This window comes from Sphingopyxis sp. JAI108, from assembly GCF_013410105.1.
In the GTDB taxonomy this organism is placed as follows: Bacteria; Pseudomonadota; Alphaproteobacteria; order Sphingomonadales; family Sphingomonadaceae; genus Sphingopyxis; species Sphingopyxis chilensis.
The window spans coordinates 2250272-2269364 of record NZ_JACCCJ010000001.1 but is presented as its reverse complement, the minus strand read 5'-3'; the positions used below and the strand labels follow the sequence as shown (position 1 = coordinate 2269364).

The 19093-nt window shown below is 65.0% G+C and carries 5 protein-coding genes; 3 read left to right on the top strand and 2 right to left on the bottom strand.

The window, feature by feature from the left end; all coding sequences use genetic code 11:
- Nucleotides 1-515 precede the first annotated feature (515 nt).
- Together HDC29_RS10945 and HDC29_RS10940 are read left to right on the top strand one after the other, a co-directional pair.
- Nucleotides 516-14540, top strand: a complete 14025-nt coding sequence (locus HDC29_RS10945; protein ID WP_179497069.1) for an autotransporter-associated beta strand repeat-containing protein — start codon at nt 516-518, stop codon at nt 14538-14540.
- A 21-nt stretch (nt 14541-14561) separates the two neighbouring features.
- Nucleotides 14562-15965: a sulfotransferase gene (locus HDC29_RS10940; protein WP_257018159.1), complete on the top strand. Its 1404-nt coding sequence runs from the start codon at nt 14562-14564 to the stop codon at nt 15963-15965.
- 54 nt (nt 15966-16019) lie between these two features.
- Here HDC29_RS10940 and HDC29_RS10935 read toward each other — a convergent pair whose 3' ends face one another.
- Complete coding sequence (locus tag HDC29_RS10935) at nt 16020-16904, bottom strand: AraC family transcriptional regulator (protein ID WP_179497065.1); 885 nt, start codon at nt 16902-16904, stop codon at nt 16020-16022.
- A 243-nt stretch (nt 16905-17147) separates the two neighbouring features.
- The gene (locus HDC29_RS10930; protein WP_179497063.1) at nt 17148-17522 is read right to left on the bottom strand and encodes a PRC-barrel domain-containing protein; all 375 of its coding nucleotides are present in this window, start codon (nt 17520-17522) and stop codon (nt 17148-17150) included.
- 270 nt (nt 17523-17792) lie between these two features.
- Here HDC29_RS10930 and HDC29_RS10925 point away from each other — a divergent pair, with 270 nt between their 5' ends.
- Nucleotides 17793-19043 (top strand): sodium:proton antiporter, encoded by a 1251-nt coding sequence (locus tag HDC29_RS10925; protein ID WP_179497061.1) that lies wholly within the window; start codon nt 17793-17795, stop codon nt 19041-19043.
- The last annotated feature ends 50 nt before the right edge of the window (nt 19044-19093 follow it).

The following is a 19093-nucleotide window of genomic DNA, read 5'->3' as shown; positions in this document are numbered from 1 at the left end:
GTTTGGCCGGGCGATCGCGCCCTCTTGTATCGCGTCCCATATCGAGCCCTGCGCGCCGGTCGGCGGGGCATTCTATTAGATGAACGAAGCCGCATTGAGATGGCCTCGCCCCAATCCCCCCGGGCGGGGTCGAAGGGTCCCGGCAAGGGGGCGGGACCCTTGATTTTTACAGGCGCTAAGGACTGCGCGAAGCCGGGAGCGGCATTGCCGCGCCTTCCTTTGCTATGTCGAAGTAGTGGATCTTGGCGGCGTGAAATGGTGGCTATTGCGACACGATCGTCAACGGAAACTCCTACTGGAATGTGATCGTCCATCGGTTTGCACGATGAATCAGCTTGCGCATGGGGATCGTTTCCATCCCGAGTGGTTCCAACCGATATCCCAGAGTGCTCGCTCCGTCGTGTCCCATGGTACCCGATTGCGAACGTTCGGCCATCCTTTAAGAGATGTACCGCATTCTTTATTAATAGTTTCTTGAGATGTTGCCCGCTCCATTACCGAGAGAGGAAAGCGCCATGAGGAAGCGTATCGGATCAAGCAGGCGTCGGAGTGCTACGCTCAGCGATCATCTGCTCTGTGGTGCTTCGCTTTCTGCCATCGTGCTGCTCGGCCTGCCATCCGTCGCCCATGCGCAGGATCAGGACCGCTACTGGGACGCCAACAGCACGGGGACCGGCAGCGGCGGCAACGGCGACTGGAACACGGCCGATCCAGTATGGAGCGAATCGAACAGCGACGTGCTGGGTCCCTACCATCTCTGGGACAATAGCGCGCTCGACAACGCCATCTTCGGTATCACCGCGCCGGGCACGACCACGACCGTGGGCACGGTTAACCTGACCGAGCCGATCATCGTTCATAATATGAGGTTCCAGACCGTGAACAACTGGGTGATCAGCGGCAATACGCTGACGCTCGGCGGCACGACGCCCACCATCAACACGATCGGCCACGCGACGATCAATTCGGTAATCGCGGGCACCAGCGGCCTTACCAAGACCGGGAACGCCCAACTCTTCCTGACCGGAGCCAATACGTTCAGCGGCGGCATAACGCTGAGCGGCGGCACATTGCGCGCCGCCTCTGACGCAGCTCTAGGCAATGCCAGCAACAACATCTTCACCACGGCAAATGCCAGCTTTATCCTCGACACAGGCAGCACCAGCCGGACCGTGACAATTGATGATAGCACAACTCTTTCGGTCAGCGGCGCCGGGACAGGTTCCGCGCTCTACACTGGAAGCGGCAATATCAGCGTGTTTTCCGGTGTAAGACTGACGAATGACGCCAACACCTATACGGGCACGACCCGATTGAATGGCGTCGGTCAGGGGTCGGGCTCCGTTTTCTTCTCTTCGGTCCGCAACCTGGGCGAAGCGAGCTCGCTCGGTGCGCCGACGACCGTGGCCAATGGCACCATCACCTTCGCCGGAGGAAGCCAATACTCAGACAACATTATCTATACCGGCGACGGCGACAGCTCGAACCGTAACTGGGTGCTGGCGGGCGGACCCCAACGCGTGTTTCGGCAGCGGGGCACGGGCACACTGACGCTGACCGGCGACATTTCCGTCACTCCCACCTCCTTCATCGCCGAAACGGCCGATTTCGAGTTGCTGGGCGTGATCAGCGGCAGCGGCAGCGTGGGATTCGGCGCCAGCGCGGCCGGGAGCATCACCTTGGGGGGCGCCAACACCTTCACCGGCAATGCCGGCGTCTCCGGAGGAATCGTCCGCGCACCGGTCCTCGCTGATGCCGGACTTGCGAGTTCGCTCGGTACGGCGTCGACGATCAGTCTCGGCAATCTCGGCCAGCTCAGCTACACCGGCATCGGCGGCGGCAGCAACCGTACCTGGAGCAGCGATGGCGCGACGTCCGTTCTTAACGACGGCACGGGCGCGCTCAATCTCAGCGGCAATCTAGCCTTCATCGCGGGCGGCACCGACACGCTGACGCTCGGCGGCAGCTTCGCCGGAACCAACAGTTTCTCGGGCGTCGTTTCGGGGAACGGCAACCTGGCCAGTAGCGGGAGCGGCACCTGGGTTCTGGACGGCGTCAATACGCGAACCGGTACCGTCACGATGAACGGTGGCACGTTGCGCGCGGGCAACGCCTCCGCGCTGGGCACGACGACGGGCGTCACGATCAATGCCGGTACGTTAGACCTCAACGGCTTTGACCTGGCGCTCCCCGCCCTCAACGGTACGGGCGGAACCTTGGCGCTGGGTAATGCCATACTGACCCTCGACACGACAACCGCCAACAGCTTCGCCGGCAGTATCACCGGCTCCGGCAGCCTCACCAAGCTTGGGACGGGGGTGCTGACCTTGGCTGGGGCAAGCACCTATAGCGGCGACACCAATATCCAGGGCGGCACGCTCGCGCTCAATTTCGCTCCCGCCGGCGGACCGGTCAGCGACATCATCGATGCCGCTTCCACCCTCAACATGTCCGGCGGGACGCTGAGACTCGCTGGCGCGGCAGGCGAGGCCAACACGCAAACCTTCGACGGCCTTAACATCACCGTTGGCGCTAACACGATCGGCGGGACCTCCGGCAGCGGCGGAAGCCTTGATGTCCACTTCGGTGCGATTACCCGGACCGGCGGCATCGTTAACTTCAACCTGCCAACGAGCGGCAATTTCACGACCAGCAACACCAGTCTCGGCGGCTGGGCGACCGTCAACGGCACCGACTATGCCAAGGTTGTCGGCGGTAGCATCCTCGCGTTCACCGATGCGGATTATACGGACAAGGACGACGCCTCGACTTGGGCAAACGGAGAGTTCATCTCCGACAGCGACGGCGATGCCGAGAGTTATTTCGGTACCGTCGGGAGCAGCATCCAGCTTGGCGGCCTGCAATTCACCACGCCCGACGCAACGGCGACCGTGGCGATAGCGGACGGCCAGACGCTCGGCGTGGACGGCACGATCATCATCGCGCCCTCGGTCCTCGCCAACAACCAGACGATCACCGGTGGCAACCTGACCGGTCTGTCCGGCGCCGGCGGCGTCCTAGGCGTGCTGCACAATGGCACCGGCACGCTCACCGTCTCCTCGACCATCGTCGACAATGGCGGGGCGACTGGTTTCACAAAGGGCGGCCAGGGCACCGTCAGCCTCACCGGCGCCAGCACCTATACCGGCGCGACCATGCTCAGCAACGGCCGCTTGATCGTAAACAGCATAGGCGATGGCGGCGCGGCGAGTGCCATCGGAGCGTCCAGCGCGGCGCCCGCCAGCTTGGTGCTCGAAGGTGGCATTCTGCAATATACCGGCGACACGGTAACCACGGACCGCGGCTTTACGCTGGTAAACGGCGGACTGTCGCGGACCATCGAGATCGCAAGCGGCGCAGCAAACCTGACATTCACCGGCCTCGTCACAAGTCCGGACGACGCCGGCCTCATCAAGACTGGTGGTGGTACCCTGACGTTAGCCAATGCCGCCAACGATTACGTCGGTGTCACGCGCGTGGAAGACGGCATCCTGTCGGTGGGCACGCTCGCCGAGGGCGGGCAGGTCAGCGGCATCGGGGCCGCAACCAGCGATTCGACCAACCTCGTGCTGCTCAACGGCGGCACGCTCCAATATACCGGCGGCTCGGTCGATATCGACCGCGGCTTCACGATTGAAAATGGTGCTGGCAGGATCGACGTCAGCGCGATGGCGACAGAGCTGACGGTGGGAGGCGCGATCGCCGGCGCGGGAAGGCTGGAGAAGTACGGCGACGGAACCTTGGTGTTGGCCGGGACCAGCAGCTACACAGGCATTACCGTGGTCAACGCCGGCACCCTGCGCGCGGGCGCGGCACTCGCAGGCGGCAGCACGACGGGCGTGTTCGGCACCGTCTCGTCTGCGATGACGGTGAATGCCGGGGCCACCCTCGATCTCGCGGACAACAGCAACCAGATCGGCGCACTCAATGGCGGCGGGAACGTGACTCTCGGCGCGCTGGCCGGAACCACGCTCACGATCGGCGGTGCCAATAGCGGCTCTCCGGGCTTCACCGGCACGATCAGCGGCGCCGGCAACGTCACCCATACCAACGGCACCCAGGTGATGACCGGCTGCGGCAACAGCTACGATGGCATCACGACCATAACTGGCGCGTTTGGCGGCTCGGTCCTCAGTACCGACTGCATCCAGAACGGCGGCGTGAACAGTGGCATCGGTGCGTCGGACCGCGACCCAGGCAACCTTGTTCTCCAGAACAGCGGTATATTAAACTACACAGCGGTCGGCACTAACCAGACCACGGACCGCGGCTTCACCCTCGGCGCCGGCTTCGGCTACATCCAGGTGAGCGATCCCGGCACTACCTTGGAGTTCACAGGCGCTACCGTCGGGCCCGGGTCGCTGATCAAACGGGGCGCGGGCACGCTGATCCTGTCGGGCGTCAGCAGCTCTACAGGCGAGACGCGCGTCGAAGGAGGTATTCTGCGGGCCGGGTCGGCCACGGCGTTCGGCACGGGCAGCTTCACGCTGTCCAATGTCGCGGGCGCCGTACTGGATCTCAACGGCTTCAACATGTCCGCTAGCGTCCTGAGCGGCGGTGGCGCCGCCGGGGGCAATGTCCAACTCGGTTCTGGCACGCTGACGGTGGGCGGGGCGAACGGGACTTATGCCGGCCTCATCACGGGGACCGGCGGTTTCGTGAAAACGGGCGGCGGCACCCAATATCTCTCCGGCTGCAACAGCAACTTCACTGGCGGCACCAGCGTGACCGGCGGTATCTTGCAGGTGCAATGTCTGACCAACGGCGGCACCAACAGTTCGATCGGCGCGTCGAGCAACGCCGCCAGCAATCTTGTCGTCAACAACGGTGCCCTGACCTATCTCGGTGCGGGCAGCAGCACCGACCGGTTGATGACCATCGGCGGCACGGCGCAGATACTCTCGTCGGGCACGGGTGCGGTCGATTTCACGAACACCGGTGCGATTGTCTTCGCAAATCCAAACAGCGCACAGATCGTCCGGCTTGGCGGCACCTATCTGGGCGATAACAGGTTCGGACTTCGCCTCGACAACAACGGCGCCGGCGTCACCTCCTTCATCAAGCAGGACGCCGGCACCTGGATTCTGACAAATTCGGGCAGCGGCTATACGGGCACGACGCAGATATTGGGCGGCGTGCTCGGGGTCGACAAACTATCCAACGGCGGCGTCGGCAGCAGCATCGGCACGTCGTCCAACGCCGCGTCGAACCTGATCATAGGCAGCGGCTCAACGCTGCGTTACACCGGAACGGGCGACAGCACCGACCGCCGCTTCACCCTGGCGACCGGCACGACCTTTATCGAATCTTCGGGAACCGGCGCGGTCAACTTCACCAACACCGGCGCCGTATCCTATTCGGGCGGCGGCGCGCGCGTGATGGCGCTGGGCGGCACCAATGCCGACGACAATGTCATGGGTGCGACGATCGGCAATCTGAACGCGTCCAACATCACCTCGCTCGCCAAGAATGACAGCGGCAAGTGGATATTGACCGGCGCCAACAGCTATACGGGCGCCACCAACGTCAACGCGGGCACGCTGATCATCGGTAATGGCGGCACGGCCGGTTCGATCGTCAGCAGCACGATCAACGTTGCGAACGGCACCGCGCTGGGGTTCAACCGGTCGGACGCGCTAACCATCGGCGGCACGATCCAGGGCCAGGGCGCCGTCCAGCAGCTTGGTGCCGGCACGACGGTGCTGACAGGCACGAACAGCTATACCGGCGGTACGACGATCGCGCAGGGCACGCTGCAACTCGGCAATGGCGGCCCGACCGGCAGTATCGTCGGCGATGTCGTCAACAACGGCACACTGACGTTCAACCGCAACAATGCCTATGGCTTCAGCGGCACGATCTCGGGCACTGGCGCGGTCCGTCAGATCGGCAGCGGCACGACGACGCTGACCGGCACCAACAGCTACCAGGGCGGCACCAGCATCACGGGGGGCACGCTTCAGGTATCGAGCGACGCGAACTTGGGCGCGGCGAGCGGTGGGCTGACCTTCAACGGCGGCACGCTCAACACGACGGCGAGCTTCACCTCGGGCCGCGCGACCAATCTCGCAGGCGCAGGCACCTTCTCGACTGATGCCGGAACGACCCTGACACTGACGGGGGCGGTATCGGGGCCGGGCGCACTCACCAAGACTGGCACCGGCGCGCTCGTGCTGGTCGCGGACAACAACTACACGGGCGGGACGACCATCAGTGCGGGCACGCTCCAGGTCGGCAATGGGGGCGCGACCGGCAGCATCGCCGGCAATGTGCTCAATAATGGCGCGCTCGTCGTCAACCGGTCGGGCACACTAGCGCTGGGCGGTACGATTCTGGGCGGTGGCAGCTTCACTCAGGCAGGTCCGGGCACGACCGTTCTGACCGGCAACAATACATATGCCGGCCCGACAATCGTCAATTCGGGCACGCTGCTGGTGAACGGCAACCAGGCGGGCGCGACGAACCTGACCAGCGTCGCCTCCGGCGCGACGCTGGGCGGCACCGGCACGATCGGCGGCAGCGTGACCATCGCCGACGGCGGCACGCTGGCGGCGGGCAGCAATGGCGTCGGCGCACTCACCGTCAACGGCAACCTTGCGCTCGGCAACGCCTCGCAGCTCAATTTCGAGTTCGGTCAGGCGAACGTGCCGGGCGGGCCGCTCAACGATCTCGTCAATGTGGGCGGCAACCTTACGCTGGGCGGCGTGGTCAATGTCAACCAGACGTCGGGCGGCAGCTTCGGCCCGGGTGTCTACCGGATGTTCAACTATTCGGGCGCGCTGACCAACAACGGTCTTGCCCTCGGCACCATGCCGCCGGGCAGCGACGTGTTCGTCCAGACCGCGATCGCAGGGCAGGTCAACCTGGCGAATACCGCGGGTCTGACGCTCAATTTCTGGGACGGCACGGGCCAGCCGAAGAACGACGGCACGATCCAGGGCGGTGACGGCACCTGGGTATTGGGCGGCGGCCAGAATGACTGGACCGAAGTGAACGGTGCGATCAACGCCGACTATGCCCAGGACAGCTTCGCGATCTTCCAGGGGGCCAGCGGCACGGTCACGGTCGACAATGGCAGCGGCAATGTCCTGACGGCCGGCATGCAGTTCGCCGCGGACGGCTACACGATCGCGGGCGCCCCGCTGACGCTGACCGGCTCGGATGCCTTGATCCGCACGGGCGACGGCAGCCCGGCCGATGCCGGCATCACCACCACCATTACCGCGGAACTGACCGGCTCGGCACGACTGGTCAAGGATCTGGGCGGCACGCTCGTGCTGACAGGCACCAACAGCTACACGGGCGGCACGGCGGTAAACGGCGGCACGCTCAGCATTTCGTCCGACACCAACCTTGGCGATGCGGCGGGCGGGCTCAGCCTCAACGGCGGCGTGCTCAATAACACGGCGGACATCAATTCGACCCGGGTCGTCGATCTGGCGGGCTCGGGCACGTTCCTGACCGATGGTAGCACGACGCTGACCCTGAACGGTGTAGTGTCAGGCGCGGGTGCGCTCACCAAGGACGGCGCGGGCAATCTCGTGCTGACCGCCGACAACGCCTATGCAGGCGGCACGACGATCGTGGCGGGCACACTCCAGCTCGGCAATGGTGGGACGAGCGGCGCGATCCTCGGCGATGTCGCCAATGATGGCATATTCGCATTCAACCGCTCCGACAGCCTGACCTTCGCCGGCGCGATAACCGGGGGCGGTGCGGTCAGCCAAATCGGCTCTGGCACCACCATTCTCACCGCGGATAACAATTATACCGGCGGCACGACGATCAGCGCGGGCGTGCTCCAGCTTGGTGCGGGCGGCACGACCGGCGGCATCACCGGCGACGTCGTCAACAATGCGGCGCTGATCTTCAACCGCTCGAACGAATACAGCTTCGCGGGTTTGATCTCCGGTACGGGCGATGTCCGTCAGGAGGGCGCCGGCACCACGATCCTGACCGCCGACAACAGCTATACCGGATCGACGGTCATCTCGTCCGGCACGTTGCTCATCAATGGCAATCAGACCGCGGCGAACGGCACGACCAATGTGCTCGGCGGCGGCGCGCTCGGGGGAACTGGCACGATCGGCGGCGACGTCCTGGTCGGCGGCAGCGCGACGCTGACGCCGGGCGATGCGACCGGTCCGGGCACGCTTACAATCAACGGCAATCTCGGTTTCAGCCCCAACGCCGTGCTCGCTTATGAGTTCGGTCAGTCGGATATAGTCGGCGGGCCGCTCAATGACCTCGTCAATGTCGGCGGCGATCTCACGCTCGGCGGCACGCTCAACGTGACGACGAGCGGCGGCGGCAGCTTCGATCCGGGCATCTACCGGGTCATCAACTATGGCGGCACGCTCACCAACAACGGCCTGGTGATTGGCACGATCCCGTCGGGCACCGATTTCTATGTCCAGACATCGGTGGCCAATCAGGTCAACCTGATCAACACCAACGGCCTCGCCCTACGTTTCTGGGACGGTGCGGCGGGCGCGCGCAACGACGGCCTCATCACCGGCGGCGATGGCATCTGGCAGAACGCATCCGGCAACGACAATTGGACGCTCGATGATGCATCGATCAATGCGCCCTTCCTCGACAGCGCCTTTGCGATCTTTGGGGGCGCCGCGGGAACGATCAGCGTAGATAACGGTCTGGGCGCGGTTCGCGCGTCAGGTATGCAGTTCGCGACGGACGGCTATACGATCACGGGTCAGGACCTGACCCTGATCGGGCCGCAGTCGGTGATCCGGGTGGGCGACGGCACGGCTGTCGGTCTCGGTCATACCGCGACGATCGGCAGCGCCCTCATCGGCAACAGCCAGCTGGTCAAATCCGATCTCGGCACGCTGGTGCTTTCGGGGACCAACAACTACACGGGCGGCACCCGGATCGATGCGGGCACGCTGCGCATTTCGAGCGACGTCAATCTCGGCGACGCGGCAGGCGCGCTGACTCTGAATGGCGGCACGCTGGGCACCACCGCCACGATGAGTTCGAACCGTGCGGTCGATCTGCTCGGAGCGGGCACCTTGCTCACCGATCCGGGCACGACGCTGACCCTGGGTGGCACCGTTTCGGGCACCGGCGGGTTCACCAAGGCGGGCGTGGGCGATCTGGTCCTGACCGGGGCCAACGGCTTCGCCGGCGATGTCGAAGTGATGGCGGGCAGCCTGTTCGTAAACGGCGATCAATCGGCGGCGATGGGCGCGACGAACATCGCGCTGGGCGCGACGTTGGGCGGCTCGGGCATTATCGGCGGTAATGTCGCGATTGCCGATGGCGCCACGCTCGCAGCCGGCACCAACAATGTCGGCACGCTGACAATCAACGGGAACCTTGCGCTCGGCGCGGGCTCGGTGCTCGATTTTGAGTTCGGTGCGGCGAATATCGCGGGCGGCGCGCTCAACGATCTGGTCAACGTCGGGGGCGATCTGACACTCGACGGCACGATCAACGTCACCGTTCCAGCGGGCGGCAGCTTCGGTCCCGGCATCTACCGCGCGTTCAACTATGGCGGCGCGCTCAGTGACAATGGACTTGCGCTCGGCGCCTTGCCGGGCGGTAGCAGCGTATCGGTGCAGACGGCGATTGCGGGCCAGGTCAATCTGGTCAACACCGCCGGGCTCACCTTGAGCTTCTGGGACGGCGCTGCCGGTCCCAAGAATGACGGCGCCGTCAACGGCGGCGACGGCGTGTGGCGCGTCGGCGGCGGCTCCAACAACTGGACCAGTGCCTCGGGCACGCCCAATGCCGATTATGCCCAGGACAGCTTTGCCATCTTCTCGGCAGCTCCGGGGACGGTGACGATCGACAACGTCGGCGGCAACGTCCTCGCCTCGGGAATGCAATTCGCCAGCGACGGCTATCGGGTCACCGGAGACGCGCTGACGCTCACCGGAACCGGCGCGATCGTGCAGGTCGGCGACGGCAGTGCGGCGAGCAGCGGTTATACAGCGACCATCGACGCCGCGCTCACGGGTGCCGCGCAATTGGTCAAGACCGATGCAGGCACGCTCGTTCTGGCGGGTACCAATACATATGCTGGCGGTACAGCAATTAACGGCGGCACGGTGCGAGTCTCGTCCGACGCCAATCTCGGCGATGCGGCGGGCGGGCTGAGCCTCGACGGCGGCACCCTGAACACGACCGCTGACATGGCGTCGAACCGCGCGGTCGATCTGGCAGGCGCGGGCTCTTTCCTGGCCGATGGCGGCACGACCTTGACGCTAAACGGAGTGGTCTCGGGCGCGGGCGCGCTCACCAAGGACGGCGCGGGCAGCCTCGTGCTGACCGCCGACAATGGCTATGCCGGCGGTACTACGATCGCGGCAGGTACGCTGCAACTCGGCAATGGCGGGACGAGCGGGTCGATCTCAGGCAACGTCGCCAACAACGGCGTGCTGGCGTTCAACCGCGCCGACAGCCTGATCTTCGCGGGCGCGATCACCGGCAATGGTGCGGTCAACCAGATCGGCACCGGCACAACCATTCTCACCGCCAACAACAATTATACCGGCGGCTCGACCATCAGCGCGGGCGTGCTCCAGCTCGGCAATGGCGGCACGACCGGCGGTATCACCGGCGACGTCGTGAATAACGCGGCGCTGGCGTTCAACCGGTCCGATGCGGTCACGTACGCGGGGCTGATCTCGGGCACCGGCACGCTGACGCAGGTGGGCAGCGGCACGATGGTGCTGACCGGCGCCAACAGCTACACCGGCGCGACCAGCGTCGATCGCGGAACGCTGCTGGTCAATGGCGACCAGAGCGCGGCCACGGGCCTCACCGCCGTCGCTTCGGGCGCGACGCTGGGCGGCACCGGCATCATCGGAGGCGATGTCAGCGTGGCGGATGGTGCTGCGTTGGCGCCGGGTGCTGGCGGAGCGGGTGCGCTTACCGTCAAGGGCGTTCTGTCGTTCGCGGCGGGGGCGTCACTGGCCTATGATTTCGGCCTCGCGAACGCGCCGGGCAATCCGCTCAACGACGTGGTCCATGTCGGCGGCGACCTCACGCTCGATGGCACGATCGACGTCGCGGTGACCCCCGGCGGCGCGTTCGACATCGGCCTCTACCGCGTGATCAACTATGGCGGCACGCTCACCGACAACGGCCTTGCGATCGGCACCATGCCGGCGGGTTCGGATGTGTTCGTCCAGACCGCCGTCGCGAACCAGGTCAACTTGATCAACACTGGCGGGGCGGTACTGAGCTTCTGGGACGGCGCAGCGGGACCGAAGTTCGACGGTGCCGTCAACGGCGGCGATGGCACCTGGCAGAACGGCACCGGCAACGACAACTGGACCGATGCGTCGGGCGCGGTCAATGCGCCGTTCGACGATGACACGTTCGCCATCTTCACCGGCGCGCCGGGCACGGTCACGATCGACAATGGCCTTGGCGCGGTCATCGCCTCGGGTCTGCAGTTCGCGGTCGATGGCTATACCGTCACCGGCGGCGACCTGACGCTGACCGGGCCTCAGTCGGCTATCCGGGTCGGCGACGGCACTGCGGCGGGGACGACCTATACCGCGACACTCGCCAGCGCGATCACTGGCAGCGCCCAGCTGGTCAAGACCGACGCCGGGACGCTCGTCCTGACCGGCGCCAACAGCTACACCGGCGGCACCGCGATCAACGGCGGTACGTTGCAGATCGCGAGCGATGCGAACCTCGGCGCGGCTGCGGGCGGGCTCAGCCTCAACGGCGGCGCTCTCAATACCACGGCCGACCTGAGTTCAGCTCGCGCGGTCGATCTGACGGGCGCCGGCACCTTCCTCACCGATGACGGCACGACGCTGACGCTGACGGGAACGGTGTCGGGCACCGGCGGGCTTACCAAGAGCGGTGCAGGCACGCTCATACTTTCGGGCACCGGCAGCCATGCTGGCGCAACGGATGTCGCGGCAGGTACGCTGTTGGTCAACGGCAGTTTTGCGGGCGCGACCGGACCCACCAATGTCGCTTCGGGCGCAAGCCTTGGCGGCACGGGTACGATCGGCGGAGACGTGATACTTGCATTCGGCGCGACGCTGACGCCAGGCGCGGGCGGCGCGGGCACGCTGACCATCGCCGGCGATTTGTCGCTCGCGGCGGGCACCACGCTCGCCTGGGAGTTCGGCGCGGCGAATGTCGCGGGCGGCGCGCTCAACGATCTCGTCAATGTCGGCGGAGACCTCACGCTCGACGGCACAATCGATGTGACGGTACCAGCCGGCGGCGCGTTCGATGTCGGTGTCTACCGCGTGTTCAATTACGGCGGGACGCTCACCGACAACGGGCTCGGGCTCGGCACGTTGCCGGCGGGCAGCGATGTCGCGGTGCAGACCTCGATTGCGGGCCAAGTGAACCTCGTCAACAGCGCGGGCCTCACGCTCAATTTCTGGGACGGCGCGGCGGGGCCGAAGAACAACGGCGTCATCAACGGCGGCACCGGAACCTGGCAGAACAGTACGGGCAACGACAATTGGACCGATGCCAATGGTGCGGTAAACGCCGCCTATACCGACGGCGCCTTCGCGGTGTTCGGAGGCACCGGCGGTACGGTAACGGTCGACAACGGCCTCGGCCAGGTGAGCGCGGCGGGCCTGCAGTTCGCCGCGACCGGCTACACGATCACCGGCGACGGCATCGCCCTTACCGGTCCGCAGTCGACCATCCGGGTCGGCGACGGCAGCACTGCGGGCGCGGGGTTCACAGCGACAATCAACGCGGCGCTCTCGGGCGACACCGAGCTGGTCAAGACCGACGCGGGTACGCTCGTCCTCGGCGGCACCAACAGCTATATCGGCGGCACACGGGTCACGGGCGGTACGGTGCAGATCGCGAGCGACGCCAATCTCGGGGCGGTGTCGGGTGCGGTGACGCTCGACGGCGGCACACTCGCGACCAGCGCCAATGTGACCAGCGCGCGTAATGTCGTGATGGCCGGAGCCGGAACGCTCGCGACCGCCGACGGCACCACCTTCACGCTTGGCGGCCTGTTCTCGGGAACCGGCGCGCTGACCAAGGCGGGGGCAGGCACCTTGCTCGTCACCGGCGACAGCTCGGGCTTCGCGGGTACGACGACGGTGTCCGCGGGCACGCTCGCGGTGACGGGCAGCCTCGGCGGCGCGGTCGGCGTCAACAGCGGCGCCCGCCTCGAAGGCACCGGTGCCGTCGGAAACCTCACCAACGGCGGTGTGGTCGCGCCAGGCCGCGACGGGTTCGGCACGCTGACCGTGGGCGGCAGCTATACGGGTTCAGGCGGGACGCTCGAGATCGAAGCCGCGCTCGGCGGCGATAGCTCGCAAGCCGACCGGCTCGTCGTGACGAATGGCACGTCGGGCACCACCGCGATCAGCGTCACCAACCGCGGCGGCCTCGGCGCGCAGACGGTCGAAGGCATCAAGATCATCGACGTCACCGGCGGAACCTCGGCGGGCACGTTCACGCTCGATGGCGACTACAACTTCGAGGGTAGCCCGGCGGTGATCGCGGGTGCGTTCGGTTACAGGCTATTCCAGGGCGGCGTAGCAACGCCCGGCGATGGCGACTGGTATCTGCGCTCGGCGCTACTCGATCCGCAGAACGAGCCGCAGGGGCCGCTCTACCAGCCTGGCGTGCCGCTCTACGAAAGCTATGCGGCCACGCTTCAGACCCTGAACCGTCTTCCGACGCTGCAGCAGCGCGTCGGCAACCGCCAATGGTCCGGGTTCACGCAGGGCGGCGTCGGCATGTGGGGCCGCATCGAAAGCACCCGCCATCGTCCCGATGCCGCCTTCTCGACCAGCGGCACCGATCTCGATGTCGACAACTGGTCGCTCCAGGCCGGGTTCGACAAGGCGCTTGTCGATAATGCCGAAGATACGATCATCGCCGGGATCAACGGCCGCTATGGCACCGCGGATGCGCGCGTGCGCTCGCGTTTCGGCAATGGTTCGATCGACACGAGCGGCTATGGTGTCGGCGCGACGCTGACCTGGTACGAAAGCACCGGCTTCTATGCCGACGCGCAGGCGCAGGTCAGCTGGTATCGCAGCGACCTCGAATCGGATATTCTCGGCACGCTCGCCGACAATAATCACGGCTCGGGCGAGACGTTCAGCCTTGAGGTCGGCAAGCGCGCGTCTGTGGGCGGCGGCCTCAGCGTCACGCCGCAGATCCAGATGATCTATTCGCACGTCCGGTTCGATAGCTTCGTCGATCCGAACGACGCCAGCGTGTCGTCCGACAGGACCGGAAGCCTCAAGACCCGCTGGGGCATCTCGCTCGACCACCAGAAGAGCTGGGACGGCAGCGGCGGCGCCCGTCGCAGCCATCTCTACGGGATCGTGAACCTCAGCCATGAATGGCTCGACGGCAGCATCGTCGGCGTTTCCGGCACGCCGCTCGCGCGCCGCGACGAACGGCTGTGGGGCGAGGTCGGCCTCGGCGGCAGCTACAGCTGGAACAACGACCGCTTTACCCTGTTCGCGGAGATTTCCGCGGACACCGCGATCGACGATTTCGGGGATAGCAATAATCTTCGCGGCAATGCAGGCTTTCGCGTCAGCTTCTGATCATAGGGCTCGCTCGAAAACATGGCGAATGGCGCACCAAATCTTCGGGAACAGAGGCTGCGGCGGGCCGTCGAAGAAGAGCCCGCGTCGGTGCAGGCGCACGTCGATCTTTGCACCTTCCTGTGCGACGCCGGTCGCGGCGACGATGCGGTGGCGCTACTGGACGATGTCCTCGAGCGCACGCCGGACGCGCCTTGGGCGCTTTCTCTCAAGGCGGGCGTCCTCGATGCCGAACGGCGCGCGGAAGAGGCGCTGGTTGTTCACGAGGCACTGATAGCGCGCGCGCCGCAGGCGGCAGTGCCTTGGCTCAACTATGGCCATACCCTCAAGACCGTCGGGCGACCGGCGGACGCAATCGCCGCTTATCGGCGCGCACTGGCGCTCGATCCGGACAATGGGTTCGCCTGGCACGGGCTGGCCAGCCTCCGTACCTACCGGTTCGGATTGGACGACGTCATGGCGATGGAGCGAGCGCTGTCCCGTGCACGCGGCGGTCTCGGCACCGTCCAGCTCCATTTCGCCATGGGAAAAGCCTATGCTGATCAGGACCGGTTCGAAGCGTCATTCCGTCACTATGCCAAGGCGAATGACCTGAGGAGCGGGCTCGTCCCTTATGATGCCGATGCGACGAGCGACCTTGTCCGCGCCATCCGGGCGGTGTTTACGCCGGGTCGGCTTGCGCGAGCCGCGACGCCGGTTCGCGGTGCGCCGGCCCCTATCTTCATCGTCGGGATGCCCCGCTCGGGCTCGACGCTGATCGAGCAAATCCTGGCCAGTCATCCCCTGGTGGAGGCGCTGGGCGAGCGGCATGAACTCAACGAAATAGCGGCCGGACTCGGCGACACGTCGCCTGCGGGCTGGGCGAGCCTCGTTGGGACGCTCGGCGCGGACGAACTCCGCGAACTCGGCGATCGCTATCTGGAATCGGTGCGCCGCTACAGGCATAGCGACCGACCCTTCTTCACCGACAAGATGCCCGCGAATTGGCAATATGCCGGCCTGATCCGGTTCATCCTGCCCCAGGCGAAAATCATCGACGTCAGGCGGCACCGGCTCGCCTGCTGCTTTTCAGCTTTCACGACCTATTTCAACAGTCGGACACCCATGCCCGCGAACCTCGCCGATCTTGCGCGATATTATGACGATTATGTCGACGCGGTCGATCATGTCGACATGGCCTCACCCGGCTTCATTCACAAGGTATGTTACGAGGACCTCATCGACGATGTCGAAGGCGAAGTGCGGCATCTGCTCGCTCGGCTGGACTTGCCATTTGATTCCGGATGCCTGCGCTTCCACGAGAATCCGCGGGCGGTCTATACGCCTAGCGCGCAGCAGGTCAGACAGCCGATCAATCGCGACGGCCTGGAACGCTGGCGCTCCTATGAAATCTGGCTCGATCCTCTGAAGAATGCTCAAGCCTGACCGTATCTGAAGCCGGCTGTCTCCCGAAGAAGAATACGTCCCCCTCGCATCCCATTATATGTGCAACGGCCGGGGCGTGGCGCTTTGCCGCAGCATGCGAGGCGTCTGGGCGTACCAGCGACGCACGGCGCGCGACAGCGCGCTTGTTTCGGAAAAATGCAGTATTTCTGCGACTTGTGCGACTGTCAGGCGCGAGTCTCGCAGATAGGCGAAGGCCAGATCGGACCTGACAGAGTCGACGATCGCGTCAAAGCTTGTGTTCGCGGACATTAGCCGACGCTGGAGGCTGCGCTTCGACATTCGGAGCAATCGCGCGGCCTCGGCGACAGTGAGAAGGCGAGAGGGCAGGCTGGCGCGCACCAGCCTCTCGGTGTGAAACGGGATCAGGTCGGTATGCCGCAGAGTTGCGCGATGGCTTTCCTTTCGCGCCGACGGGTCGGTGTCGGACGGTGCCAAGGACTGGCTCAGCAGGGCTCCATCGAAGAGCAAAGCATTGCTTTCGGCGTCGAAAAGCAGCTGCTCTCCAAGCAGGCGGCGGTGCCAGCGAATGTCCGAAGGCCGCGTATGGCGGAACGTGATGTGGGGCGGTTGCCAGCCAGGCGAATGCCGCCGGATCTCGCCCACCAGCAATCCAAAGCCTAACTCGACCACCTGGCGATGCGAAGGATAGACATCGGCCGACAGCTCGAAGGTGAGCAGGATTTCGCCGGCGTCCTCGGCCACGCCGACGACTGCGCCTTGCGTGTGCAGTGGAAAAAGCTCGGCGAGATTATGGATCAGGTCGCGGATGGTGATGGCGTTACGGATCGACAGGGCGAGCGGTCCGAAGAGGCTGAGATCCTGGATATGACCGAGCCTGAGGCCGAAGGATGGACAATCGAGCCGTTCGGCCGCGAGATCGAGGAACAGCGGAACCGCGCTGGCATGCGGAATATTCAAGGCGGGTTAGAACGGAGCGTTAAGCGCACCTGACCCGGGGGATCGGCGGTTATGGGGCTCGGCCATTCTAGAGCAGGAGCGGCGCCAGTAGCATGGCGAAGCCCCATGCAACCAACCCACCTATAAAAATGGCGCGGCTCCGGCGTGTGCGGAGAATGATTTCTCCGCCACGCACATCTTCTGCTAGATGCGGCCGGCAGCCTTCATCCATCTCCCGATCGATGAGGTTTCGGTTGCCGTTCATCATCGAAGCAGCGGGTAGGCGATGCCATAATGGCTGTAGACGCCGCGGCCGAAGATATCGTCATATTCGGGCGCGCTGTCCGCCGCATAATGCGGAGCACGTTCGACCTGCTCCTTCGTGAGGTTCACGACATAGCCATTCTTGTCGGTATCGTAGGTGAGCATTTCCCAGGGAATGGGATAGTGGTCGCTGCCGAGGCCGAAAAGGCCGCCAAATTCGAGCACCGCATATTCGGCCTTGCCCGATTTCTTGTCGATCATGATGTTGCGGATCGATCCGAGCTTGTCGTTCTCGCCATTGTAGACGTTGGTTCCTTCGACCCTGTCGGATGCGATAAGGCGCTGCGTTGAATGTCGTTCGATGGTGTCGACCATGGTGTTTCTCCTGAAGTCATTTGCTGATGGCGCGGGATCGCCTCGGGATGCGTACCGCGCTCTTCGTGGCCCCCTTCTGTACCAACAAGCCAATGGGGCGGCCGTTGCACCGATGGCCGTATTTCTTTCCGGCGCCCGAGCGGCGCCGTTCAATTTGCCGACAACTCTAGCCGAATGGGTCGCACCGGCTAGAAGCTGGAGGGACCTTTGGGGAACAGTGTTGCCCCGCGCATCGTTTCCCTTTCTTCTCTCAGCGCCATTGCAGGATGAATGAACGGACAACCCTTCTTCGGTTTGAGCAGCTATCATGTCGGAATGGCGCTTGTCGGCGCAGGCATCATCGCCGCATTCTGGCTCCCGCGGTTTCTCTCCGGGCGCGAGCCCGCGGCGTCGGCGCTGCTGATCCTGTTCGGCATCGCGATCCACTGGATACTTCCCGGCGTGTCGCAGGCGCTGGACCCCCGCGACGCACCGCTGTTCTGGGAGCTTGCCAGCGAGCTTGCAGTTATCGTCGCCCTGTTCGGTACCGGCATCCGGATCGACAATGTGACCGATTATCGGCGGTGGCGGCCGACGATCAGGCTTCTGGCCATCGCTATGCCGCTCACTATAGCCGCTGTCGCCTTCATGGGGCTCGCCTTTGCCGGGATGACCCTGGCCGGCGCGTTGGTTCTTGGCGCGGTGCTGGCGCCGACCGACCCGGTGCTCGCGGGCGAAGTGCAGGTCGGGCCGCCGACCGAAGGCGGCGAGCATCCAGTGCGCTTTGCACTTACTACCGAAGCGGGCCTGAACGACGGGCTTGCTTTTCCGTTCGTCTATCTCGGCCTGCTCGCCGGCACGTCGGGCTTATCGGCCGCGATGCTTGGCGAATGGCTGCTTCTCGACGTTCTTTATCGTATCGCCGTCGGTGTCGTGGGAGGTGCCGCGGTCGGCTGGCTGCTGGCGCGCGTGTTGTTCGTCATCCCGCGTGGCAATGTCCTTGCCGACACGGCGTCCGGCGTCTTGGCGATCGCGGGTGTGCTCCTCTGTTACGGTGCTACCGAGCTTGCCGAAGGCTATGGCTTCATCGCCTGTTTCGTCGCGGGGGTCGTCCTGCGCCGGGTCGAAGCCGAGCATGAGTTCCACGGCAAGCTTCATGGCTTCAACGAAGCGATCGAACTGGCGCTGACCGCGCTTCTCCTCATCCTCATCGGCGCCACCTTTCCCCGCCTCTTCGGCGAACTCGACTGGGCCCATGCGGGAATTGCTTTTGCTCTGCTGTTCGTCGTGCGGCCGCTGGCCGGCTGGATCAGCATGCTGCGAACCGGGCTGCCACCGGCCGACCGGCTCGTGATCGCTTTCTATGGCGTGCGGGGCATCGGCTCGATTTACTATCTTGGCTATGCGGCGAGCCACTTGGAACTGGTGGACGAGGGGCAGCTCTGGGCGACGATTGCGCTCACGATCCTGCTGTCGACCGTCGTCCACGGCTTCACCGCGGGTCCTGTCGTCGAATATATAGTTCGGCGCCGGCAAGCTTGATCAACGATCATTGAAGAAGAGAGTGCGACGTCCCGCGCGCCGGTTTGCGC